Origin of the sequence: Streptomyces xanthii, from assembly GCF_014621695.1 — a bacterium.
Classification (GTDB): Bacteria; Actinomycetota; Actinomycetes; order Streptomycetales; family Streptomycetaceae; genus Streptomyces; species Streptomyces xanthii.
Window position 1 is genome coordinate 881,876 of record NZ_CP061281.1, and the last position, 21,389, is coordinate 903,264.

Sequence of the window (21,389 nt, forward strand, 5' to 3'; positions counted from 1 at the left end):
CGGGCAGGGATCAGGCTCGGGCGGGGGTCAGGCTCGGGCGGGGGTCAGGAACTCGCACCAGACGCACTTGCCGCCGCCGCGCGCCTCCACGCCCCACACGTCGGCGAGCCGGTCGACGAGGAGGAGGCCGCGTCCCGAGACGCCGTCGTCGCCCGCCTCGCGGCGGCGCGGGAGGGCGCTGGAGGTGTCCTCCACGTCGACGCGGAGTCTTCGGTCGGGGCCGGTCAGGACGCGCAGGGTGACGACGGCGGGGCCGTCGGTGTGCATCAGGGCGTTGGTGATGAGTTCGTCGGCGACCAGCTCGATCTCGTCGGCGCGGTCGCGGCCGCCCCAGGCGCGGACGGCGGCGCGGATCATGTGGCGGGCGGCCCTGAGCGCGGCGGGGTCGCCGGGCGGGACGTGTTCGGTGAGCCGGCCGCGGCTCTGCGGGGTGCCGGCGCCCCGGCGGCGCAGCAGCAGGAGCGCGACGTCGTCCTCGCCGCCGCGTTCGTCGACGGAGGTGCACAGCCGGTCGGCGAGCTGGTCGATGTCGGCGGGGCCGGAGCGGACGAGTTCGGTGAGGGTCCGCATGCCGTCGTCGAGGTCGATGCCGGGTTCCTCGACGAGGCCGTCGGTGCACAGCAGCAGGGTCTGGCCGGGGTCGAGGTCGACGGTGGTGACCGGATACTCGAGCCGGCCGAACATAGCGGACAGGCCGAGCGGGAGCCCGCCGTCGACGGGCAGCCGGCGGCAGGTGCCGTCGGTGAGCCGCAGCAGCGGGTCGAGGTGTCCGGCGCGGACGAACTGGACGACGCCGGTGGACAGGTCGGCCTCCGCGTACAGGCAGGTCGCGAAGCGTTCGGTGTCGAGTTCGTGGAGGAAGACGGAGGCGCGGGCCATGACGGTCGCGGGGGTGTGGCCCTCGGCGGCGTAGGCGCGCAGCACGATGCGGAGCTGGCCCATGACGGCGGCGGCGTGCGTGTCGTGGCCCTGGACGTCACCGATGACGGCGCCGACGCGGCCGCCCGGCAGCGGGATGACGTCGTACCAGTCGCCGCCGATGTCGCGGCCCAGGGAGGCGGAGCGGTAGCGGACGGCGAGGTCGGCGCCGGGCACGTTCGGGATGGAGCGCGGCAGCATGGCCTGCTGGAGGCCCTGGGCGAGGTCCTTCTCCTGCTCGTAGAGCATGGCCCGCTGGAGGCTCTGGGCGATGCTGCTGCCGAGGGCGATGAGGACGTTGCGCTCGGTCTCGTCGAAGCCCTTGCGGTCGTGGTAGAGCAGGCCGACGACGCCGATCGGGCGGGCCTGGGCGATGAGCGGGAGATAGGCCGCGGACTGGATGCCGAGGTGGGAGACGTGCGGCCACAACTGCGGGTAGGAGCGGGCGAAGTCCTCCGGTGAGTCGACGAAGCGGGGCTTGAGGCTGCGCACGACCTCGCTCATCGGGTACGGGTCGTCCAGGCGGGTGACCTGGGTGCCGGGCACGAAGCTGCCGGAGGGGCCCTCGGCGACGAGGTGGATGCGCCCGGCGCGGACGAGGCCCATCAGGAAGTTGGAGGCGCCGAGCCGTTCGATGCCGTGGGACTCGCGGAGCACCTCGATGACGTCGCGCACGGTGCGGGCATGGGCGAGGGCGGCGGTGGTGCTCTGCACGACGCTGGTCTCGCGGCGCCGGGCCGCGGAGTAGGCCTCGCGCTCGTGCTGCACGGTGGCGTCCTCGAGTTCCTCCGTGGCGTCGCGCACGATGCCGACGATGCGCCGCGGCCGGCCGTCGGCGTCGCGTCGGATGTACCCGCGGGTGTGGGTCCAGCGCAGGAGCCCGTCGCGCGTGCGGATCCGGAAGTAGGCCCCGTAGTTCTCGGATCCGTTCTTGAGGGCCTGGGACACGACGGCGTCGAGCCGCTGGGCGTCGTGGGGCGGGACCCGTGACGCCAGGGTCTCGGGGTGGTCGTCGTACTCGTCGGGATGAAGGTCGAACACGTCGCGGGCCTGGGCGTCCATCTGCATGAGCCCCGACTCCAGATCCCACTCGAAACTGCCCATCCGCAGCCCGCGCCCATAGGCCTCGAGAAATCCCCGCGCGTGATCGTCCTGGCTGTCCCCGGCCGGGGACGCCTCAGGCCCGTGACCGACCCCGGCTCCCGCGTCCATACGGGACACGCTAGGCGCAGGATCAGCCCCCCGCACCCGGGACGAGGGCGGCCCGGAGCAGGTCGAGCAGGGCGGCCGCGGCCGGGCTCGGCGGGCCCGCGCTGCGCCAGGTCAGGGCGACGCGCGCGCGGAGCGCGGGGTCCTCGAACGGCAGCACGCGTACGCCGATCTCGTCGGCCTGCGCGGCAGAGATCTCGGGCAGCACGGCCACGCCGAGGCCGCGGGCGGCGAACCGGGCGAGCACCAGTGGGGCGCCGGCTTCGAACGCGATGTGCGGGCGGAATCCTGCGCCCGCGCAGGCCCGTTCCAGCACGGCCCGCACGCCGGTGCCGTGCGGCAGGCTGATCAGGCGTCGCCCGTCGAGCACGTCGAGCGGAAGCCGGCCCCGGCGGGCGAGGGGATCGTCGGGGTGCACGGCGGCGACGAGCGGATCGTCCACGAGGATCTCGTACGTGAGTCCGGCCGGCGGGTCGGCATCGGCGACTCCGACCGCGGCGAGGTCGAGGTCTCCCTGGCGCAGGGCGGTGAGCATGCGCTCGCTGGAGTCCTCGGTGAGGGCGATCTCGACGTGCGGGTGGGCGGCGTGGAAGTCGGCGAGCAGACCCGGGATGTCGAAGGCCCGCTCTGCGGCTCCGGTGACGAGCCCCAGTGTGACCTGCCCGCGCAGGAGACCGGTGTGGGCGTCGGCGGTCTCGCGGACGGCGGCGGCCGCGGCCAGGGCGGCGCGGGCCTGGGGAAGGACGGCGGCGCCGACGGGGGTGAGGCGGACCGTGCGGCCTGTGCGGTCGAGGAGGGGCTGGCCCAGTTCGCGTTCGAGTCGGCGGATCTGTGCGCTGACACCGGGCTGGGCGAGGTGGAGACGGGTGGCGGCCCGGGTGAACCCGCCCTCTTCGACGACCGCGACGAAGTACTGGAGCTGCCTGAGTTCCATAACTGTTGATTCTAGGTGGCAGACAGAACCACTCTTGGACTTATGGGCGTGCGGGCCGCACGCTGGGGATCATGGCGACGAGAACACGCACCGAGGGGCCGGATGCAGGGGAAGCGCGGGCGGCGAAGGCACGGCTCCGGGCCGTGATCGCGGCGGAGCGGCGCGAACTGGCCGATGTGCTGGGCGGGTTGAGCGCCGACCAGTGGGACGCGCCGAGTCTGTGTGCGGGGTGGCGGGTGCGGGAGGTGGCGGCCCATATGTCCATGGGCTTCCGCCTCACGCTGCCGCGCACGCTCGGCGAGCTGGCGCGTTCGGGCGGGCGGCTGCACCGCATGACCGACCGCGTCGCCCGGCGTGACGCCGCGGCCATGACGCCCGACGCGCTCGTGGCGGCGCTGCGCGAGAACGCGACGCATCCGTGGACGCCGCCGGTGGGCGGGCTCGCCGCGGCGCTCGGGCACGACGTCGTGCACGGCCTGGACATCACCGTCGCCCTGGCTCTCGACCGGCGCGTGCCCGCCGAGCGGCTGCGTCTCGTGCTCGGCGGGGTGGACCGGAGGTCTCTGCGGTTCTTCCGGTCGGGCCTGGAGCATCACGCTCTGCGGGCCACGGATCTGGACTGGACGCTCGACGGGTCCGGCTCCGCGGGGGCCTTGGAGGCGCCGGCGCAGGAACTGGTGCTGCGCGCGTTCGGCCGGGGTCCGTCCCGCTGACCCAGGCCGTCGCCCGGGTCAGCCGGCGGACGCTTCGTCCTGGGAGGAGGCGTCCGGGATCAGGCCCGCGCCGTCGGGCTGGTCCGGGGATTCGGGGACCGTGTCGGGGGCCGGGCTGTCGGAGGAGGTGTCCGGGGACGGGGAGTCCGAGGCGAGGGTCGGGGTGGGGCAGCCGGAGGGCCAGGGGGACGGGCTGACGGGGGTGCTCGTCGCCGTGGGGGTCGGGCACTCGCTGCTCGACGGGCTGTCGCTCGGGGACGCGGAGTCGGATTCCGAGTCGGAGGGGCTCGGCGAGGTCTCGGAGTCGCTGGGGCTGGGTGACGGTGAGGTCGGGGTGGGGCTGGGCGGCGGGACCGGCTTGTCGTGGTGGCCGTCGTCGCCGATCGGGCGCTGGATCCAGGTGTTGTTGACGATGTTGATGATGGTGATGTTCTGGATGATCTGGGGCGCCGGGGTGATCACGATGACCTCGGTCGGCCGGTAGCCCTCCCAGGCCTTGCCCTTCTGGCGCGGGGTGCCCTTGAGGGCGACGGGCGCGGCGATCGGGTTGCCGCAGGCGCAGCGGACCCGGGGCAGGCCGTGCCGGTCGACGAGGACGGCGGTGCCGGCCTGGAGGACGGACTGGAAGCTGGTGGCGCTGCCGTCGCGGTAGCCGTGGTTGGTGACGCGGGTGTCCACGCGCAGCACGACGGGGGTGAGGCCGCGCAGGAAGCTCGCGATGTCGGCCCGGTCGATGCCGCTCGCCTCGGCGAAGGCGCCCGCCTTGGCCTGGTCGGAGGTGAGGAAGCGGACCTGCTTCTCGACGTCGCAGCTGCCGACGGAGCGGGTGCCGCCGTAGAGGCCGGGGGTGGAGCCGGAGTAGGACTTCAGGCCTTCGGGGTTGCCGGTGGCGCTGCCGCTCGGGGCCGGTTGCGGCGTTCGGGTGACGGGTGGCGGTGTCGCGTCCGACGTGGCGGTGGAGTCCGTGAAGGGGTCGGGGCCGTCGTCGGTGATCGGCTGCAGGTGCAGCGTGCCCTTGGCGCCGGCGGCGACACCGACGGTCTGGTCCCCGGCCCCGTCGCCGGACGAGCACCCGGCGAGCAGCAGCGCCGCGGATATTCCGAGCGCGGTGACGTACGTCTTGGTCCTGATCCGTGCGCGCACGTGTTCTCCCAGCTGTACGGCGGCGTCCTTGATCTCTCCGCTCCAGTCGGGCGCAGGCCGTACGGGCCCGCAAGTCGTGCCGGGGCCGCCCGGCGGGGCCCACACTGGAGGGGTGGACTGGTTCGTCGCCCCGGACTACTGGCTCGCCCGGCTGGTGTTCCAGCGGGGTCTCGCGGCGGTGTACCTCGTCGCGTTCGCCGGGGCCGCGCTGCAGTTCCGGGCGCTGATCGGCGAGCGCGGGATGACGCCCGTACCGCGGTATCTGGAGCGGGTGCCGTGGCGGGCGGCGCCGACGCTGTTCCGGCTGCACTATTCGGACCGCTTCTTCGCGGGGTGCGCCTGGGCCGGGGCCGCGCTGTCGGCGGCGCTCCTCGCGGGCGTGGACCGGTTCGTGCCGTTGTGGGCGACGCTGCCGCTGTGGCTGGCGCCCTGGGCGCTGTATCTGTCGATCGTGAACGTGGGGCAGACCTGGTACGGCTTCGGCTGGGAGTCGCTGCTCCTGGAGACCGGGTTCCTCGCGGTGTTCCTGGGCAACGACGAGGTGGCGCCGCCGGTCCTCGTCCTGTTCCTGCTGCGCTGGCTGCTGTTCCGCCTGGAGTTCGGCGCGGGTCTGATCAAGCTGCGCGGGGACGCGTGCTGGCGGAAGCTGACGTGTCTGTACTTCCATCACGAGACGCAGCCGATGCCGGGCCCGCTGAGCTGGTTCTTCCATCATCTTCCGCGCCCGCTGCACCGCGTGGAGGTCGCGGCGAACCACGTGACGCAGCTGGCCGTTCCGTTCCTTCTCTTCACCCCGCAGCCGGTCGCCACGGTGGCCGCGTCCGTGATGATCGTGACGCAGGTGTGGCTGGTGCTGTCGGGGAACTTCGCCTGGCTGAACTGGCTGGCGATCGTGATCGCCGCGTCCGCCCTCGACCTCTCCCCGCTGCGCTCCCCGCCCGCGCTGCCCGCCTCGCCGCTCTGGTACGAGATCCTCGTGTTCGCCCTCACCGCGCTGGTCGCCGTCCTGAGCGTGCGCCCGGCCCGCAATCTGCTGTCCCGCCACCAGAGCATGAACCGCTCCTACGACGTGCTGCACCTGGTGAACACCTACGGCGCGTTCGGCAGCGTGGGCCGGATCCGGGACGAGATCGTCATCGAGGGGACGGCCGACGCGGGGCCGCGCCCGGACGCGGAGTGGCGGGCCTACGAGTTCCACGGCAAGCCCGGCGATCCGCGCCGGCTCCCCCGCCAGTTCGCCCCGTACCATCTGCGGCTCGACTGGCTGATGTGGTTCGCCGCGCTCTCCCCCGCGTACGCGCGCCCGTGGTTCGGTCCGCTGGTGGAGCGGCTCCTGGACAACGACCGGGACACGCTGCGGCTGCTGCGCCACAACCCGTTCCCGGACACGCCGCCCGCGTACGTCCGGGCCCGCGTCTTCCGTTACCGGTACACGACGTGGCGGGAGCTGCGGGAGACGGGCGCGTGGTGGGAGCGGACCTACGTGCGCGAGTTCCTGCCGCCGACCCGGCTGAGGTAGACGCGGCGCGCTGTCCCGGCGAACACGTCCGGGTCCGAGCCGCCCACCAACTCCCGCGCCGCCTCGACCACTTGGCCGTACGAGGCGGCGAGCGTGCACACGGGCCAGTCGGAGCCGAACATGACGCGCCGGGGGCCGAAGGCGTCCAGCACGGTGTCCGCGTACGGGCGCAGGCCGGCGACCGTCCAGCGTTCCCAGTCGGCTTCGGTGACGAGGCCGGAGAGTTTGCAGACGGTGTTGGGCAGCGCGGCGAGCGCGCGCAGGTCGGCGGCCCAGGGCTCGAACTCGCCTGTGGAGACCGGCGGTTTGCCCGCGTGGTCGAGGACGAAGGTGAGCTCGGGGTGCCTGGCGGCGGCCCGGACGCAGGCGGGCAGCTGGTGCGGGAGCACCACGAGGTCGTACACGAGCCCGGCCGCGGTGAGCGCGGCGAGGCCCCGGGTCACGTCGTCCCGGAGCAGCCACGCGGGGTCCGGCTCGCCCTGGACCTGGTGGCGGATGCCCGCGAGGTGGGCTCCGCCGGGCAGCTCGCGCAGGCGGGCGAGCGTGTCGCTCACGTCCGGGCGCGTCAGGTCCGTCCAGCCGACGACGGCGGCGACGAGCGGATCGCGTGCGGCGAGCGCGAGGAACTCGGGGGTCTCCTCGGCGACGGTCACGGTCTGTACGAGGACCGTGGCCCCGACCCCGGCCGCGCGCGCCTCCGGAGCCAGGTCCGCCATGGTGAAGTCCCGCCGGATCGGGGCGAGTTCGGGACCGGTGATCCAGTCCTGGTCGCGGACGGCGAGGTCCCACACGTGGTGGTGGGCGTCGATGATCCCGGGGTCGTCGGCCGCGCTCACGGCAGCTCCCAGACGACGGGGAGTCCGGCGTCGGCGCCGTCGGCCGAGTAGTCGTGGACGACGTCGAGGAGTTCGGCCATGCGGGCCTGCCAGGCGATGTTCACGGGGAGCCGGTCCAGTTCGGCGAGCAGGCGCCCGTAGTCCTCGCACTCGAGGACGTGGAAGAGGTCGGTGCCGCTGCGCCAGATCGTCCACCGGGTGGCGCCGGCCGCGCGGATGGCGGCGGCGAGTTCGGCGGGGACCTCGCGGTGGGCCCGCTCGTACTCCTCGACGCGGTCGGCGCGGACCTTGGTGTGCAGGGCGACTCTCACGCGGGCTGCTCCTGTTCGGGGCTTGCTCGGGGTACGGGGATGTCCGCGCCGATCAGCCTCGCCTCCCGGGCCTCCTGCCAGAAGGCGTCCGGCACCCGGGCCTCGAACTGGGCGGCGGTGTCGGTGACTTCGGCGGCGGAGCGCGTGCCGACGAGGAGGCCGGCGACGGCCGGGTGACCTAACGGGAAGGCGAGGGCGGCGGCGCGCAGGGTGGTGCCGTGCCGCTCGGCGAGCGCCTTGAGGCGCAGGGCCCGGTCCAGGGTGCCGGGCTCGGCGGCGGCGTAGTCGAAGGTGGCGCCCGGCTTCGGGTCGGCGAGCAGGCCCGAGTTGAAGACGCCGCCGACGACGACGGAGACGCCGCGTTCGGCGGCCGCGGGCAGGAGGCCGGTGAGGGCGCGCTGGTCGAGGAGGCTGTAGCGGCCGGCGCACAGGACGACGTCGAGGTCGGTGTCACGGACGAACCGCGCGAGCATCTCCGCCTGGTTCATGCCGGCGCCGATGGCCCCGACGACGCCCTCGGCGCGCAGCCGTTCCAGTTCCGGGTATGCCTCGGTGAAGGCCTGTTCGGCGTGGTCGTCGGGGTCGTGCAGGTACACGACGTCGACGCGGTCGAGGCCGAGCCGTTCGAGGCTGTCCTCCAGGGAGCGTCGGACCCCGGCGGCGCTGAAGTCCCAGACGCGGCGGTGGGTGGCGGGCACGGCGAATCCGTGGTCGAGGTCGTCGCCGCCGCCTTCGTACGGGGTGAGGAGGCGGCCGACCTTGGTGGACAGGGTGTAGGAGGCTCGGGGCCGGGCCCGCAGGGCGGAGCCGAGGCGGCGTTCGGACAGGCCGATGCCGTAGTGCGGGGCGGTGTCGTAGGCGCGCACGCCCGCGTCCCAGGCGGCGTCGACGGCGGCGCGGGCGGCGTCGTCGCCGACCGGGGTGTAGAGGTTGCCGATGCCGGCGGCGCCGAAGCCGAGGGCGGTGACGGGGACGCGGGTGCGGCCGAGGGTGCGGGTGCGCATCGCGGTCTCCGTCACTGTCCGGCGGGGCGCAGCCGCAGGCCCTGCATGCCGCCGTCGACGGCGAGGGAGGTGCCGGTGGTGGCGCCGGAGAGCGGGCTGGCGAGGTAGGCGACGGCGCCGGCGACCTCGTCGGCGGAGACGAGCCGGCCGGTGGGCTGGCGGGCTTCGAGGGCGGCGCGTTCGGCGGCCGGGTCGTCGGCCTTGTCGAGGAGGCGGCCGATCCAGGGGGTGTCGGCGGTGCCGGGGTTGACGCAGTTGACGCGGATTCCCTCGCGGACGTGGTCGGCGGCCATGGCGAGGGTGAGGGACTGCACGGCGCCCTTGGACGCGGAGTAGAGGGCGCGCTGCGGGAGTCCGGCGGTGGCGGCGATCGAGCAGGTGTTGACGATCGCGGCGTGGCGGGAGGCGCGGAGGGCGGGCAGGGCTGCGCGGGTGACGCGGACCATGCCGACGACGTTGACGTCGAGGACGCGGTGCCATTCGGCGTCGTCGTTGTCGGCGACGGTGCCCTGGGCGCCGATGCCCGCGTTGTTGACGAGGACATCGAGTCCGCCGAGTGCCTCGACGGCGGCGCTCACGGCGGTGCGGACGGAGGCGTCGTCGGTGACGTCGGCGGTGTGGGCGCGCAGCGGCTTGTCGACGGTGGAGGTGTCGAGGTCGAGTACGGCGACGTCGGCGCCGCGCGCGGCGAGGAGTTCGGCGGTGGCGCGGCCGAGTCCGAAGGCGCCGCCGGTGACGAGGGCCTTGAGTCCGGCGAAGTCCTGGACGCTGCTGTCGCTCATGCTGCGGCTCCGTTCGGCTGGTGGGTGGCGGGCTGCCCGGCGCGGTCCTTCACCCAGAACTCACCGTCGGGGTAGGTGAATTCGGCGATGGACGCGGGGCGCATGGTGGCGGAGAAACCGGGTGCGGTGGGCGCGGCGTAGTGGCCGCGGCGCATGACGACCGGGTCGAGGAAGTGGTCGTGGAGATGGTCGACGTACTCGATGACACGGTCCTTCGTCGTTCCCGACAGGGCGACGTAGTCGAACATCGAGAGGTGCTGGACGAGTTCGCACAGTCCCACGCCGCCGGCGTGCGGGCAGACGGGGACGCCGAACTTGGCGGCGAGCAGCAGGATCGCGAGGTTCTCGTTGACGCCGCCTACACGGGCGGCGTCGATCTGGAGGACGTCGATGGCGCCGGCCTGGAGGAGCTGCTTGAAGACGATGCGGTTCTGCACGTGTTCGCCGGTGGCGACCTTGACGGGGCCGACGGCGCGGCGGATCGCGGCGTGCCCGAGGACGTCGTCGGGGCTGGTGGGCTCCTCGACCCAGTACGGGTCGAACTCTGCGAGGGCGCGGGTCCATTCGACGGCCTCGTCGACGTTCCAGCGCTGGTTGGCGTCGACGGCCATGCGGATGCCGGGGCCGATGACGGCGCGCGCGGTGCGGCAGCGGCGGATGTCGTCGTCGAGGTCGGCGCCGACCTTCAGTTTGATCTGGGTGAACCCGTCGGCGACGGCCTGCCGGGCGAGCCGGGTGAGCTTCTCGTCGGAGTAGCCGAGCCAGCCGGGCGAGGTGGTGTAGCCGGGGTAGCCGCGTTCGAGGAGCGTGTCGGTGCGCGCGGCGGAGCCTTCTCGTCCGGCCCGCAGCAGGTCGAGGGCCTCCTGCGGGGTGAGGGCGTCGGCGATGTAGCGGAAGTCGACCTGGGAGACGAGCCATTCGGGTTCGGCGTCGGCGAGCAGCCGCCACAGGGGTTTGGCGGCGCGCTTGGCCGCGAGGTCCCAGACCGCGTTGACGACGGCGCCGACCGCCATGTGCATCACGCCCTTCTCGGGGCCGAGCCAGCGCAGCTGGCTGTCGCCGATCAGGTCGCGGTTGAGGGTGCCGGGGTCGGCGCACAGCTCGTCGAGCGGGCGGCCGATCACATGGTGGCGCAGGGCGCGGATCGCGGCGACCTGGACGTCGTTGCCGCGGCCGATGGTGAAGGTGAAGCCGTGTCCCTCGTGCCCGTCGGCGGCATCGGTGCGGAGCACGACGTAGGCGGCGGAGTAGTCGGGGTCGGGGTTCATCGCGTCGGATCCGTCCAGTTCCCGTGAGGTGGGGAAGCGGATGTCGTACGTGTCGACCGCGGTGACGCGCGGGGTGGTCGGGGTCACGGGCTGCCTTTCGGGCGGGGGCGGTGATCAGTCCTGGGCGCGGCCGGTGGTGACCCGGGCGATCATGAGGGCGAGCAGGATGATTCCGCCGTAGATGGCCTGGATCCAGAAGGACGGGACCTGGGCGAGGGTGAGCAGGTTCTGGACGACGCCGAGCAGGAGGACGCCGGTGAGCGCGCCGAACATGGTGCCCTTGCCGCCGTCGAGGCTGATGCCGCCGATGACCGCCGCGGCGAACACCGTGAAGATCATGTTGTTGCCCTGGTTGGCGCTGATCGCGCCGACGTAGCCGGTCTGCATGATGCCGCCGACGGAGGCGAGGACGCCGGCCACGACGAACACGCCGAGCATGACCCGCTCGACGCGGATGCCGGCGGCGCGGGCGGCGTCGGCGTTGCCGCCGATGGCGTACAGGGCGCGGCCCACGCGGTGGTACTTGAGGATCAGGCCGGCCACGCCGAAGGCGATCGCGGCGAGCCACACGGACAGGGGGATGCGCAGGAGCGTGGTCGTGGCGAGGGAGAAGAACGCGTCCGGCATGCCGAACAGCGTCTTGCCCTTGGTGGCGCCGACGAGCAGGCCGCGCAGGATGATCAGCATCGCGAGCGTCACGATGAACGCGTTGAGCTTCAGCTTGACGACGAGGACGCCGTTGAAGGCGCCGATGGCCGCACCGACGACGAGGATCGAGAGCAGGGCGAGCGCGGCGGGGAACTCCGTTCCGAAGCCGGACTGGGCCACGGGGAGCACGAGGAGGGCGCCCACGGCCGGGGCGATGCCGACGACCGATTCGAGGGAGAGGTCGAACTTGCCGGTGATCAGGACGAGGGACTCGGCGAGCACGACCATCGCGAGGGCCGCGGAGGCCCCCAGGATCGAGATCAGGTTGCGTTCGGTGAGGAAGGAGTCGTTGAGGATCGCGCCCAGGACGAGGAGGAGGAGCAGGGCGGGTACGAGGGCGAGTTCCCGGGCTCGGCGGAGTACGACGTTCTTCGCCGAGCCGGATTTTGAGGTGGTCTGCGATGTGGTGGGCGTGTGCTGGGTCGAGGCCGACGGGGCCTGTGTGTCAGCCATGGTGGGCTCCTGGGCGCGTATGCGCCGTAGGGGTGAAGGGTTGGTTGGCGGGTGCGGGTCCGTCGTGGCTGGTCGCGCCCCGCGACGGAGTCGCTGATCGATACGGCCCCGCGCCCCTGAAGGCGCACTCCGTGCGCCCCAGGGAGCGGCTGTTCGCAAGATCACTCATCGTCGACGCCCTCGATCGAGGCGATCAGAGATTGGTCGGTCCAGCCGGCTCGGTGTTCTGCCGTGACCTTGCCGTGGAAGAGGACCAGGACGCGGTCGCAGCGGCGGAGGTCGTCGAGTTCGTCGGAGACGACCAGGACGGCGGTGCCGTCGTCGCGGGCGTGGTCGACGCGGCGCAGCAGGGACTCCTTGGACTTCACGTCGACGCCGGCCGTGGGGTTGATCAGGACGAGCAGGTGCGGGTCGGAGGCGAGGGCGCGGGCCATGACGACCTTCTGGGCGTTGCCGCCGGAGAGGTCGGAGACGGGCTGCTCGGGGCCCTCGGCGTGGATGTCGAGGCGTTCGATGAGGTCCCGGGCGACGGAGCGCTTGCGGTCCGTGCCCACGAACCCGTACCGGCCGAGCCGCCCGAGGACGGACATCGTGGCGTTGTCGCCGATGGACATCCCGGTGACGAGGCCCTGGTCGTGGCGGTCGCGGGGCACGCAGCCGACGCCCGCGGCGAGGGCTGCGGAGACGTCGCCGAAGGGCAGCGGCGCGCCGTCGATCCGGGCGGTGCCGGAGGCCGGGGTGTGCAGTCCGGCCAGCGACTCGGCGAGGGCGATCTTGCCGCTGCCGCTGGATCCGGCGAGTCCGACGACCTCGCCGCGCCGCACGGTGAGGTCGACGTCCCGGTACGTGTCCGAGGTCAGGCCGCGCACGTCGAGGACGACCGGCGCGTCGACGCCGTGCTGCTCGACGACGGCCTCCGCCGCGGCGGCCGCCTGCTCGGCGATCGCCTCTCCCGCCATCGCCTCGACCAGTGCGGGGCGCGGGAGTTCGGCGACGGGCGCGGTGGTGATCCAGCGGGCGTCGCGCAGCACGGTGACGGTCTGGCAGACCTCGTAGACCTCCTGGAGGTGGTGCGAGATGAAGAGGAAGGTGACGCCGGAGTCCTGCAGGGCCCGCATGCGGGCGAAGAGGCGCTCGATCTCGCGGTTGTCGAGCTGGGCGGTCGGCTCGTCGAGGACGATGAAGCGGGCGCCGCCGCTGAGGGCGCGGGCGATCTCGACCATCTGGCGGTCCTCGACCTTGAGGTCGGCGGTGCGGGCGCCGGGGTCGACGTGGATGTCCCAGGTGTCGAGCAGCCGGGTGGCCTCGGTGTGCAGCTTCTTCCAGCTGAAGAAGCCGCGGCGGGCCTCTGGCTGCCGGTTGATGAACAGGTTCTCGGCGACGGTGAGTTCGGGGACGACGGTGGGCTTCTGGTAGACGCAGGCCACCTTGGCGCGCCAGGCCTCGCGGTCGCCGAGGGGCGGCGCGGGCTCCCCGTCGAACAACAGGGTCCCCGCGTCCGGCTCCTGAAGGCCCGTCAGGACGGTGACGAGGGTGGACTTGCCCGCGCCGTTGCGGCCGACGAGCGCGTGGGACTCGCCCGCGCGCACGGTGAGGCGGCCGTTGGCGAGAGCGACCGTGGGCCCGTACCGTTTGGCGATGCCCCGCGCCTCGACCAGCGGGGTGCTCACGTCGGCGCTCACTTGACCGTGTTTCCCCACAGCTTCGGGTCGTCGACGTTGTCCTTCGTGACGAGCGGCGCGGGCAGCTGGTCCTCGAGGATGCCGCTGGGCAGTTGGACGATCTCCGAGTCGTGGTCGGTCGGGCCGGGCTTGAACGTCTTCCCCTGCATCGCCGCCTTGATGTAGTACATGCCGTACTTGGCGTAGGCGTCGGCGGGCTGGGAGACGGTCGCGTCGATCTGGCCCTTGCGGATCGCGTCGAACTCCTGCGGGATGCCGTCGTTCGAGACGATCGCGATGTGGCCCTTCTCGCCGGCCTTCTTGAGCATGCCCTTGGACTTGAGGGTCTGGAGGGTGGGGGCGAGGTAGACGCCGCCCGCCTGCATGTAGATGCCCTTGATGTCGGGGTTGGCGTTGAGGAGGGTGTCGAGCTTCGAGGCCGCCGCGTCCGACTCCCACTTGGCGGGGATCTCCAGGACCTTCAGCTTGGGGAACTTCTCCTTCACGCAGTCGCGGAACGCCTCGGAGCGCTCGCGGCCGTTGACCGAGGCCAGGTCTCCCATGATCTGCACGACCTTGCCCGACTTCACCTGGCCGCCGAGGTACTCGCAGGCCTTCTCGCCGTACGCGACGTTGTTGGCGCGCACGACCATGGCGACCTTGCCCTTCTCGGGCGCGACGTCGACGGCGACGACGGGCACGCCCTTGCGTTCGGCCTGGTCGAGGCCGGCGGCGATGGCGGCGCTGTCGAGCGGGGCCACAACGAGGCCCTTGACGCCCTGGTTGAGCTGGTTGTTGATGTCGGTGATCTGCTGCGAGGGGTCGCTGTTGGAGTTGACGGTCTTCAGCGCGTCGACACCTTCGGACTTCGCCATCTTCGGCACGTAGTCGTTGTACGACTGCCAGAACGGCGAGGTCAGCAGCGGCAGGATGACGCCGACCTTGCCCTTGCCGTCGCCCGCGCCGCCACCTCCGGCGCCGGCCGCGTCGTCCTTGGTGCTGCCGCAGGCGCTCAGGGCGAGGGCGGCGGCACCGAGGAGGGCCGCCGCGCGCAGGGTCCGCCGCCGTGCGACCGCCCCGCCCTTCGAACCGTACGTGCGCTTCGTGGTGCCAGTCATCGGACCGCTCCTCGGCTCCGGAAGTCATGGGGTGCGACCGAGTACTGCCCGTCCCGACTGTGGCCGCGCCGGAATATTTATCAGACCACTTCGCCCGACCAACACCCCGCGGAGCCAAGTTTTCTCGGGTTTTACGCCTCCGAGACCTCAGATAGGTCCGACCATCCCGGTAGTGGTCGGACCACCTTGCTGGTTAGACTGCGCCGCATCCAGCAGCGGGAGGACGTCATCGTGGAGCAGACCGCGCCCCGGAGGGGCACCGTCACGGAGCGCGCGATCGAGCAGCTCAAGGCGATGATCGGCAGCGGCAGCCTGGAACCGGGGCAACGGCTGCCCACGGAACGGGACCTGGCCGCGCAGCTCGGCATCTCCCGCTCCTCGATGCGGGAGGCGATCCGGGCGCTGACCGTGCTCGGCGTCCTGGAGGCCCGGCACGGATCCGGTATCTACGTCACGCAGTTGGAGGCAGGCGACCTGCTGGAGACCTTCGGGGTCGTCGCCGATCTGTCGCGCGGGCCGCAGCTCGTGGAGCTCCTCGAAGTGCGCCGCATCCTGGAGTCGACGGCGACGGCACTCGCCGCCGCGCGGATCAGCCGGGCTCAACTCGCCGAGGTGGAGGAGCACTTGGCGGCGATGGACGCCACGGACGACCCCGAGGAGATCCTCTCCCACGACCTCGCCTTCCACCGGGCGATCGTGGCCGCCGCCGGGAACGAGACGATGGCGGCGATCCTGGAGGGGCTGTCGTCGCGGACGTTCCGGGCGCGGGTGTGGCGGGGGTACCAGGAGGAGGGCGCGTTCGAGCGGACCCGGCGGGAGCACGCGCGGATCCACGCGGCGCTGGCGGCGCACGACCCGGAGTCCGCGCGGGCCGCGGCGGCGGCGCATGTGGGCGAGGTCGAGGCGTGGCTGCGGTTGCAGTTGCCGCGGGACTGAGCGCGCCGTGACTCCGCCGGTTTCGTCGCCGGGTGCGGCCCGGTGGGGATTCTCGCGCAGTTCCCCGCGCCCCTGAAATGCAGACCCTTCGGGTCGCATTTCCCCGATGCGCCGACGCCCCGATGGAGATCGCGCACGAAGTGCGCATCTCCAGGGGCGCGGGGAACTGCGCGACCAGCCCCCACCGGCCCGCACCCGGCGACGAGACCGAACCGCCCGCTACGGCGCGGCAGCGCTCAGCGCTCCGATCAGCAGATCCAGCGCCCCCTCGAACGAGCTGCCTGCCATCAATGACAGATGCGGCCGAACCGCCGCGATGTGCGGATGCTCCCCCTCGGGCAGCTCCGCGTAGACGGCCCCCCAGGCCAGATCGTCCGCCCCCCGCCGCTCGTCCGGCAGCGCCATGTACGCCGCGTCGAGCGCCGCGTGCCCCAGCACCGTGTCGACGAACACGGAGTACCATCGCACGGCCTCCGCCGGCGCGAACCCCGCCCGCAGCAGCAGCCCGATCCCCGTGTCGACGGCCCGGAACTCGTGGGCCCGCCGGGTCACGCGGAACGCGGCGAGCGCCGCGACCCGCGGGTGCGCCCGGTATCCGCGGTGGATCCGCATTCCCATCTCGCGCAGCCCCGCGCGCCAGTCCATCGTGTCCGGCTCGAAGCCCTCCATCGCGCCGCCGATGATCCGGTCGGCGACGGCGAGCAGCAGGTCGTCGGTGTTGTGGAAGTAGCGGTACAGGGCGCTGGGGTCGCAGCCGAGGGCCGCGCCGAGCCGGCGCACGCTGAGCGCGTCGGGGCCGTGCTGCCCGACCAGGCGCAGCGCGCAGTCCACGATCACGTCCTCCGACAGCAGCAGGCCCGTCTTCGTGGGCCTGCGCCGCTTCCGCTCTTCCGGAACCCGTCCGTCCGCCATCCGGTACGCCCTCCTCCGCCACCGCCCGGTCACCGCGCGCTCCCCTTATGTCAACACCATTGACGCAATGCTGACAAGGCCTGTTTGATCGCAGCCACTCCCCACAGCTCACACCCTCTGGCCTCTTCAGGAGTGCGTCCATGAGAAGTGAACCACCAGGTCTGCGTCGTTCCCTCGGCGTGGTCGACGGCATCGCCGTCGCCGCCTCCAGCACCGCCGCGACCACCAGCATCGGCATCGGCATGGGCTCGCTCGCGATGACGGTGGGGCTCCAGGCCCCGGCGATCCTGCTCGTCGCGTTCGTGCCGATCCTCGGCATCGCGACGGCGTACGCCCGGCTGAACCGGCACGAACAGAACATGGGCAGCGGCTACGTCTGGGTCGGCCGCTCGCTGGGTCCCTGGCTGGGCTTCCTGACCGGCTGGGTGACCCTGCTCGGCACCCTGATCTTCATGGCGTACACGACCGCGGTGACCGGCTCGGTGTTCCTCCAGTTCGCGAACAAGGCCGGCCTGCACTCGCTGCTCGGCCTCGGGCTCGACCCGAACTCGACCGCCCTGTCGACCGTCGTCGGCCTGGTGATCCTGGCCGCCGTCACCGTCACCGCGGTCACCGGGGTCCGCAAGGCGACCCGGCTGCAGACCTGGCTGCTCGTCTTCGAGTACGCGGTCCTCCTCGGCTTCTGCGGCTGGTCCCTGGTGACCGGCTCGCACGACTTCTCCTGGTCGTGGCTGAACCCGTTCGCGATCCACAGCGGCACCGGGTTCGCGCAGGGCCTGGTGCTCGCCGTGTTCTTCTTCTGGGGCTGGGACGCCGCGTTCAGCGTCACCGAGGAGACCAAGGACGTCCGCGACGCGGGCCGCGGCGGTTTCATCGCCCTGTTCACGATGCTCGCCCTGTTCCTGTACGGGTCCGTGGCCTTCCAGCGCGAGATGTCGCTGTCCGAGCTGGTCGAGCAGGGCCCGCAGGCGCTCACGTACCTCGGGGCGAAGCTCGCCGACGAGCCGCTGGCGAGCCTGCCGCTCATGGCGCTGCTCTTCTCCGCGGTGGCCTCGCTCCAGTCCAGCGTGATCCCGACCGCGCGCGGCATGCTCGCGATGGGCCGGGACCGCACGATGGGCCAGGTCTGGACGAAGATCAGCCCGAAGTACGGCTCCCCCGCCCTCGGCACCGTCCTCGTCACCTCGATCTCGGCGGCCATCGCCCTGCTCGCCCTCGCGATCCCCAAGCTCAACGAGATGATCCTGGCGGCCGTGAACTCGATCGGCCTCGTCGTCGCCCTCTACTACGGCCTCACCGCGCTGGCCTGCGCCGTCCGCTTCCGCGGCATGCTGCGCACGAACACCCGAGAGGCGCTGCGCGCCGTGGTCGCCCCGGGCCTGAGCGGCATCGCGCTGCTCGCCATCGGCATCTACCTGGGCCGGGACTACGCGACGATGAGCGACCACTTCGAACTCACCCCGGACAACGGCTGGTTCATGCTGTCGATCCCCGCGGCGATCATCGTCTCGGGGCTCGCGATGGCGGCCTTCGCCAAGTACCGGCGCCGCTCCCCCTACTTCGTCACCGGGCGCGGCACCGACGCCGACGCGGTCGAACTGACCGCGCCCGAGAACGTCCGCTGAACACCTCACCCCGTACAAGGAGTTGCCCCATGACCGGCACCGCATCCGCCGATCTCGTCTTCACCGGCGGTCCCGTCCACACCGGTTCCCCCGCCCGCTCGCGGGCCCGCGGTGTGGCCGTGCGCGGCGAGCGGATCGTCGCCGTAGGACATGACGAGGTGCGGGAGCTGATCGGCCCGCGCACCGAGGTCGTCGACCTGGACGGGAAGCTGCTGATCCCCGGCTTCCAGGACGCACACATCCATCCCGTGGGCGGCGGCATCGAGATGGGCCAGTGCGACCTGAGCCACGCGGAGGCCCTGCCGGAGTACCGGGAGCTGATCGCGGCGTACGCCTCCGCGCACCCGGACGACGCGTGGATCACCGGCGGCGGCTGGTCCATGGAGGCCTTCCCCGGTGGTCTGCCGACGGCCGCCGAACTGGACTCCCTGGTGCCCGACCGGCCCGCTTACCTCGTCAACCGCGACCACCACGGCGCCTGGGTCAACTCGGCGGCACTGCGTCTGGCCGGCATCGACCGGCACACGCCCGACCCGGCCGACGGGCGGATCGAGCGGGACGCGGACGGCGAGCCGACCGGCATGCTCCAGGAGGGCGCGGCGAACCTGGTCGGCCGGCTGCTGCCGGAGGTCACACGCGAGGAGCGGATCGCCGGGCTGCTGCGCGCGCAGGAGCTGCTGCACTCGCTCGGCGTCACGGCCTGGCAGGACGCGCTGCTGGGCTCGCACGCCAACCTCACCGACCCGACGGACGCGTACCTGGCCTGCGCGGACGACGGCCGCCTCACCGCCCGCGTGGTCGGTTCCCTGTGGTGGGACCGGGCGCGGGGCACCGAGCAGATCGAGGAGCTGATCGCCCGCCGCGCGGCGGGCACCCGGGGCCGGCTGCGCTCCACGACCGTGAAGATCATGCAGGACGGCGTCGCGGAGAACGGCACGGCGGCGCTGCTCGGCCCGTACCTGGACAGCTGCGGCTGCCGGAGCGACAACAGCGGCATCAGCTTCGTGCCGCCGGAGGACCTCAAGAAGTACGTGACCGCGCTGGACGCGCACGGGTTCCAGGTGCACTTCCACGCGCTCGGCGACCGTGCGGTGCGCGAGGCGCTCGACGCCGTGGAGGCGGCCCGCGCGGCCAACGGCTGGACGGACCACCGGCCGCACCTGGCGCATCTGCAGGTGGTGCACCCGGACGACATCGGCCGTTTCCGGGCGCTCGGCGCGACCGCGAACATGCAGCCGCTGTGGGCCGCGCACGAGCCGCAGATGGACGAGCTGACGATCCCGTTCCTGGGTGCGGAGCGGGCCGGGTGGCAGTACCCGTTCGGCGATCTGCTGCGGGCGGGGGCGACGCTCGCCGCGGGCAGCGACTGGCCGGTGAGCAGCCCGGACCCGCTGGAGGGCATCCACGTGGCGGTGAACCGGATCGTGCCGGAGGCTCCCGAGGGCACCCCGGTGTTCCTGCCGGAGCAGCGTCTGACGCTCCAGGACGCGCTCACCGCGTACACGGCGGGCAGCGCGTACGTGAACGGGCTCGACGCCGAGACCGGCACGATCGCGCCCGGGTACCTGGCCGACCTGGTGGTCCTGGACCGGGACCCGTTCGCGGGCCCGGCCGAGGAGATCGCCTCGACGCGGGTGGAGGGGACGTACGTCGGGGGCCGGCGCGTGTTCGGCTAGGTCCTGCCGGAAGCGAAGACGACGCCGGAGGCCGAGGCCGGGCGCGGCGCCGGCCCCCGTGCGGTCACACCTGCGACTTGTGCAGTTCGAACCGTGCGAGGTGGACGTCGGCCCGCGCCTGCGTGATCCGCAGCCGGAAGCGGCGGGCCGTCACCGGTGTGCCGAGGGCGAGGACGCGGGCGGCGCCGACGGTGCCCGCGCCGGTGACGGCGGTCCAGCCGCCGTCACCCTCGGCCTCGACGACGAAGCTCTCGACCTGCTGGCCGTGCCGGATGTCCTCCGCGAGCCGGATCCGGTCCACGGCCACCGGGCGGCCGAGGTCGACGGTGCGGGTGCCCGCGTCGTCGACGGTGACCTTCGCGTCCCGCGCGAGGTCGCCCGGCAGCTCGCGGTCGGTGCGCTCGCGGAACTCCCTCAGCCGGGTCACGTCGGCGGCCGGGAGCAGGCCGTTCGTGTCCGGCGGCACGTTGAGCAGCAGCACGGCGCCGCGGCCCACCGAGCGGAACCAGATGTCGGTGAGCTGCGCGACCGACTTGGGCTGCTGGTCGGCGTGGTAGAACCAGCCGGGCCGGATCGACACGTCGCACTCGGCGGGCCACCACTGGAGGTAGGCGGCCTTGGTGCGGGCCTCCAGGAGCGCGTCGCGGCTGCCGTCGTCCGGCGCGTCGTAGGGCAGCGCGTAGTCGTACTTGCCGTTGCCGGTGTCCTTGACCGGGATGACGCTCCACTCGTTCTCGCGGGCCAGTCCGCCCTCGTTGCCGACCCAGCGGACGTCGGGCCCGGACACGGCGATCGAGGCGTCCGGGGCGAGTGCGCGGATCAGCGCGTACCAGCTGTCCCAGTCGTACTTCTCGACCTTGTCCGGCGGGATCCGGCCCTGCGACCCGTCGAACCAGACCTCGTCGACGGGCCCGTACTCGGTGAGCACCTCGTAGAGCTGGTTGAGCATGTGGGCGCCGTAGTCCGTGGCGTCGAGCTCGTACGTGGTCAGGTCGCGCCCGGAGCGGTCGTCGCCGTCGACGAGCTCGGGGATCGTGCGGGTGGAGCGGGCGCTGCCGTTGGCGTAGACGCCGTCGAGGTACTGGTTCTCGTCGGCGGGCGAGACGTAGACGCCGACCTTGATGCCGTGGCGGCGCATGGAGGCGGCGAAGTCGCGCAGGACGTCGCCCTTGCCGCCGCGCCAGCTGCTGGAGCGGACGCTGTGGCCGGTGTACCGGGACGGGTAGAGGACGAAGCCGTCGTGGTGCTTGACGGTGAGGATGGCGAGCTTGAAGCCGCCGTCGGCGAGGGCGCGGGCCCACTGGTCGGTGTCGAGCCCGGTGGGCTGGAAGATCTCCGGGTCCTCGTCGCCGATGCCCCATTCGAGGCCGGTGAAGGTGTTGACGCCGAAGTGCAGGAACGCGGTCTTCTCCAGGCCCTGCCAGGCGATCTGGCGGGGAGTGGGCCGGACCTGGGACGCCTTGGCGACGAGTTCGTCAAGGGTGTCGTCGGGGCTCACGGGGATCCGGAAGCGGGGTTCGGCGGCGCCGCGCGCGGTCGCCGCGGAGGCGGCGGACGCGGGCAGGCCGGTGGTGGCGACGGCGGCGGTGGCCGTCGCGGCGAACAGGAGGTGTCGTCTGCTGAGTGCCATGCGGGTGGGTCCCTTTCGTCGCGGCCTGGTTCC

At 72.6% G+C, this 21,389-nt stretch carries 18 protein-coding genes; 5 read left to right on the top strand and 13 right to left on the bottom strand.

Annotated elements, in window-relative coordinates:
- Positions 1 to 27: 27 nt before the first annotated feature.
- Together IAG42_RS04305 and IAG42_RS04310 are read right to left on the bottom strand one after the other, a co-directional pair.
- A complete protein-coding gene (locus tag IAG42_RS04305) occupies positions 28 to 2,130 on the bottom strand; it encodes a SpoIIE family protein phosphatase (protein ID WP_188335678.1) in 2,103 nt (700 codons plus the stop codon).
- Positions 2,131 to 2,152: 22 nt separating this feature from the next.
- On the bottom strand, positions 2,153 to 3,061 hold the full coding sequence (locus IAG42_RS04310; RefSeq protein ID WP_188335679.1) for a LysR family transcriptional regulator: 909 nt from the start codon (positions 3,059 to 3,061) through the stop codon (positions 2,153 to 2,155).
- Between the two features lie 71 nt (positions 3,062 to 3,132).
- Between IAG42_RS04310 and IAG42_RS04315 the strand changes: the two genes are divergently transcribed.
- The gene (locus tag IAG42_RS04315; RefSeq protein WP_188335680.1) at positions 3,133 to 3,774 is read left to right on the top strand and encodes a maleylpyruvate isomerase family mycothiol-dependent enzyme; all 642 of its coding nucleotides are present in this window, start codon (positions 3,133 to 3,135) and stop codon (positions 3,772 to 3,774) included.
- Positions 3,775 to 3,792: 18 nt separating this feature from the next.
- On the opposite strand, the gene IAG42_RS04320 is transcribed toward IAG42_RS04315, so the two are convergent.
- Complete coding sequence (locus IAG42_RS04320) at positions 3,793 to 4,917, bottom strand: DUF6777 domain-containing protein (protein ID WP_188335681.1); 1,125 nt, start codon at positions 4,915 to 4,917, stop codon at positions 3,793 to 3,795.
- Between the two features lie 112 nt (positions 4,918 to 5,029).
- On the opposite strand from IAG42_RS04320, the gene IAG42_RS04325 reads away from it, so the two are divergent.
- Complete coding sequence (locus tag IAG42_RS04325; protein WP_188335682.1) at positions 5,030 to 6,436, top strand: lipase maturation factor family protein; 1,407 nt, start codon at positions 5,030 to 5,032, stop codon at positions 6,434 to 6,436.
- On the opposite strand, the gene IAG42_RS04330 is transcribed toward IAG42_RS04325, so the two are convergent.
- From IAG42_RS04330 to IAG42_RS04365, 8 genes are all read right to left on the bottom strand, one after another.
- A complete protein-coding gene (locus IAG42_RS04330) occupies positions 6,397 to 7,272 on the bottom strand; it encodes an amidohydrolase family protein (RefSeq protein WP_223205852.1) in 876 nt (291 codons plus the stop codon). The genes IAG42_RS04325 and IAG42_RS04330 overlap by 40 nt on opposite strands.
- Positions 7,269 to 7,583 carry an L-rhamnose mutarotase gene (locus tag IAG42_RS04335; protein ID WP_188335683.1) on the bottom strand — a complete coding sequence of 105 codons (315 nt, stop codon included), beginning with the start codon at positions 7,581 to 7,583 and terminating at the stop codon, positions 7,269 to 7,271. The genes IAG42_RS04330 and IAG42_RS04335 overlap by 4 nt, the downstream gene beginning before the upstream one ends.
- On the bottom strand, positions 7,580 to 8,587 hold the full coding sequence (locus tag IAG42_RS04340) for an aldo/keto reductase (RefSeq protein WP_188335684.1): 1,008 nt from the start codon (positions 8,585 to 8,587) through the stop codon (positions 7,580 to 7,582). The genes IAG42_RS04335 and IAG42_RS04340 overlap by 4 nt, the downstream gene beginning before the upstream one ends.
- A gap of 11 nt (positions 8,588 to 8,598) precedes the next feature.
- Positions 8,599 to 9,369 (bottom strand): SDR family NAD(P)-dependent oxidoreductase, encoded by a 771-nt coding sequence (locus IAG42_RS04345; RefSeq protein ID WP_188335685.1) that lies wholly within the window; start codon positions 9,367 to 9,369, stop codon positions 8,599 to 8,601.
- Entirely contained in the window at positions 9,366 to 10,724 is a 1,359-nt protein-coding gene (locus tag IAG42_RS04350; RefSeq protein WP_188335686.1) for an L-fuconate dehydratase, read from the bottom strand. Before IAG42_RS04350 ends, IAG42_RS04345 begins: the two co-directional genes overlap by 4 nt.
- A 27-nt stretch (positions 10,725 to 10,751) precedes the next feature.
- Entirely contained in the window at positions 10,752 to 11,798 is a 1,047-nt protein-coding gene (locus IAG42_RS04355) for an ABC transporter permease (protein ID WP_188335687.1), read from the bottom strand.
- Between the two features lie 161 nt (positions 11,799 to 11,959).
- Positions 11,960 to 13,468 (bottom strand): sugar ABC transporter ATP-binding protein, encoded by a 1,509-nt coding sequence (locus tag IAG42_RS04360; protein ID WP_188341180.1) that lies wholly within the window; start codon positions 13,466 to 13,468, stop codon positions 11,960 to 11,962.
- A gap of 8 nt (positions 13,469 to 13,476) precedes the next feature.
- Entirely contained in the window at positions 13,477 to 14,577 is a 1,101-nt protein-coding gene (locus IAG42_RS04365; protein WP_223205853.1) for a sugar ABC transporter substrate-binding protein, read from the bottom strand.
- Positions 14,578 to 14,808: 231 nt separating this feature from the next.
- On the opposite strand from IAG42_RS04365, the gene IAG42_RS04370 reads away from it, so the two are divergent.
- Entirely contained in the window at positions 14,809 to 15,513 is a 705-nt protein-coding gene (locus tag IAG42_RS04370) for a FadR/GntR family transcriptional regulator (protein WP_188341181.1), read from the top strand.
- Between the two features lie 219 nt (positions 15,514 to 15,732).
- Here the strand turns inward: IAG42_RS04370 and IAG42_RS04375 are convergent, their stop codons facing one another.
- Positions 15,733 to 16,425 (bottom strand): TetR/AcrR family transcriptional regulator, encoded by a 693-nt coding sequence (locus tag IAG42_RS04375; RefSeq protein ID WP_188335688.1) that lies wholly within the window; start codon positions 16,423 to 16,425, stop codon positions 15,733 to 15,735.
- A 140-nt stretch (positions 16,426 to 16,565) separates the two neighbouring features.
- Here IAG42_RS04375 and IAG42_RS04380 point away from each other — a divergent pair, with 140 nt between their 5' ends.
- On the top strand, positions 16,566 to 18,050 hold the full coding sequence (locus IAG42_RS04380; protein WP_188335689.1) for an APC family permease: 1,485 nt from the start codon (positions 16,566 to 16,568) through the stop codon (positions 18,048 to 18,050).
- Between the two features lie 29 nt (positions 18,051 to 18,079).
- On the top strand, positions 18,080 to 19,726 hold the full coding sequence (locus IAG42_RS04385; RefSeq protein WP_188335690.1) for an amidohydrolase: 1,647 nt from the start codon (positions 18,080 to 18,082) through the stop codon (positions 19,724 to 19,726).
- Positions 19,727 to 19,790: 64 nt separating this feature from the next.
- On the opposite strand, the gene IAG42_RS04390 is transcribed toward IAG42_RS04385, so the two are convergent.
- Entirely contained in the window at positions 19,791 to 21,356 is a 1,566-nt protein-coding gene (locus IAG42_RS04390; protein WP_188335691.1) for an alpha-L-fucosidase, read from the bottom strand.
- Positions 21,357 to 21,389: the final 33 nt, after the last annotated feature.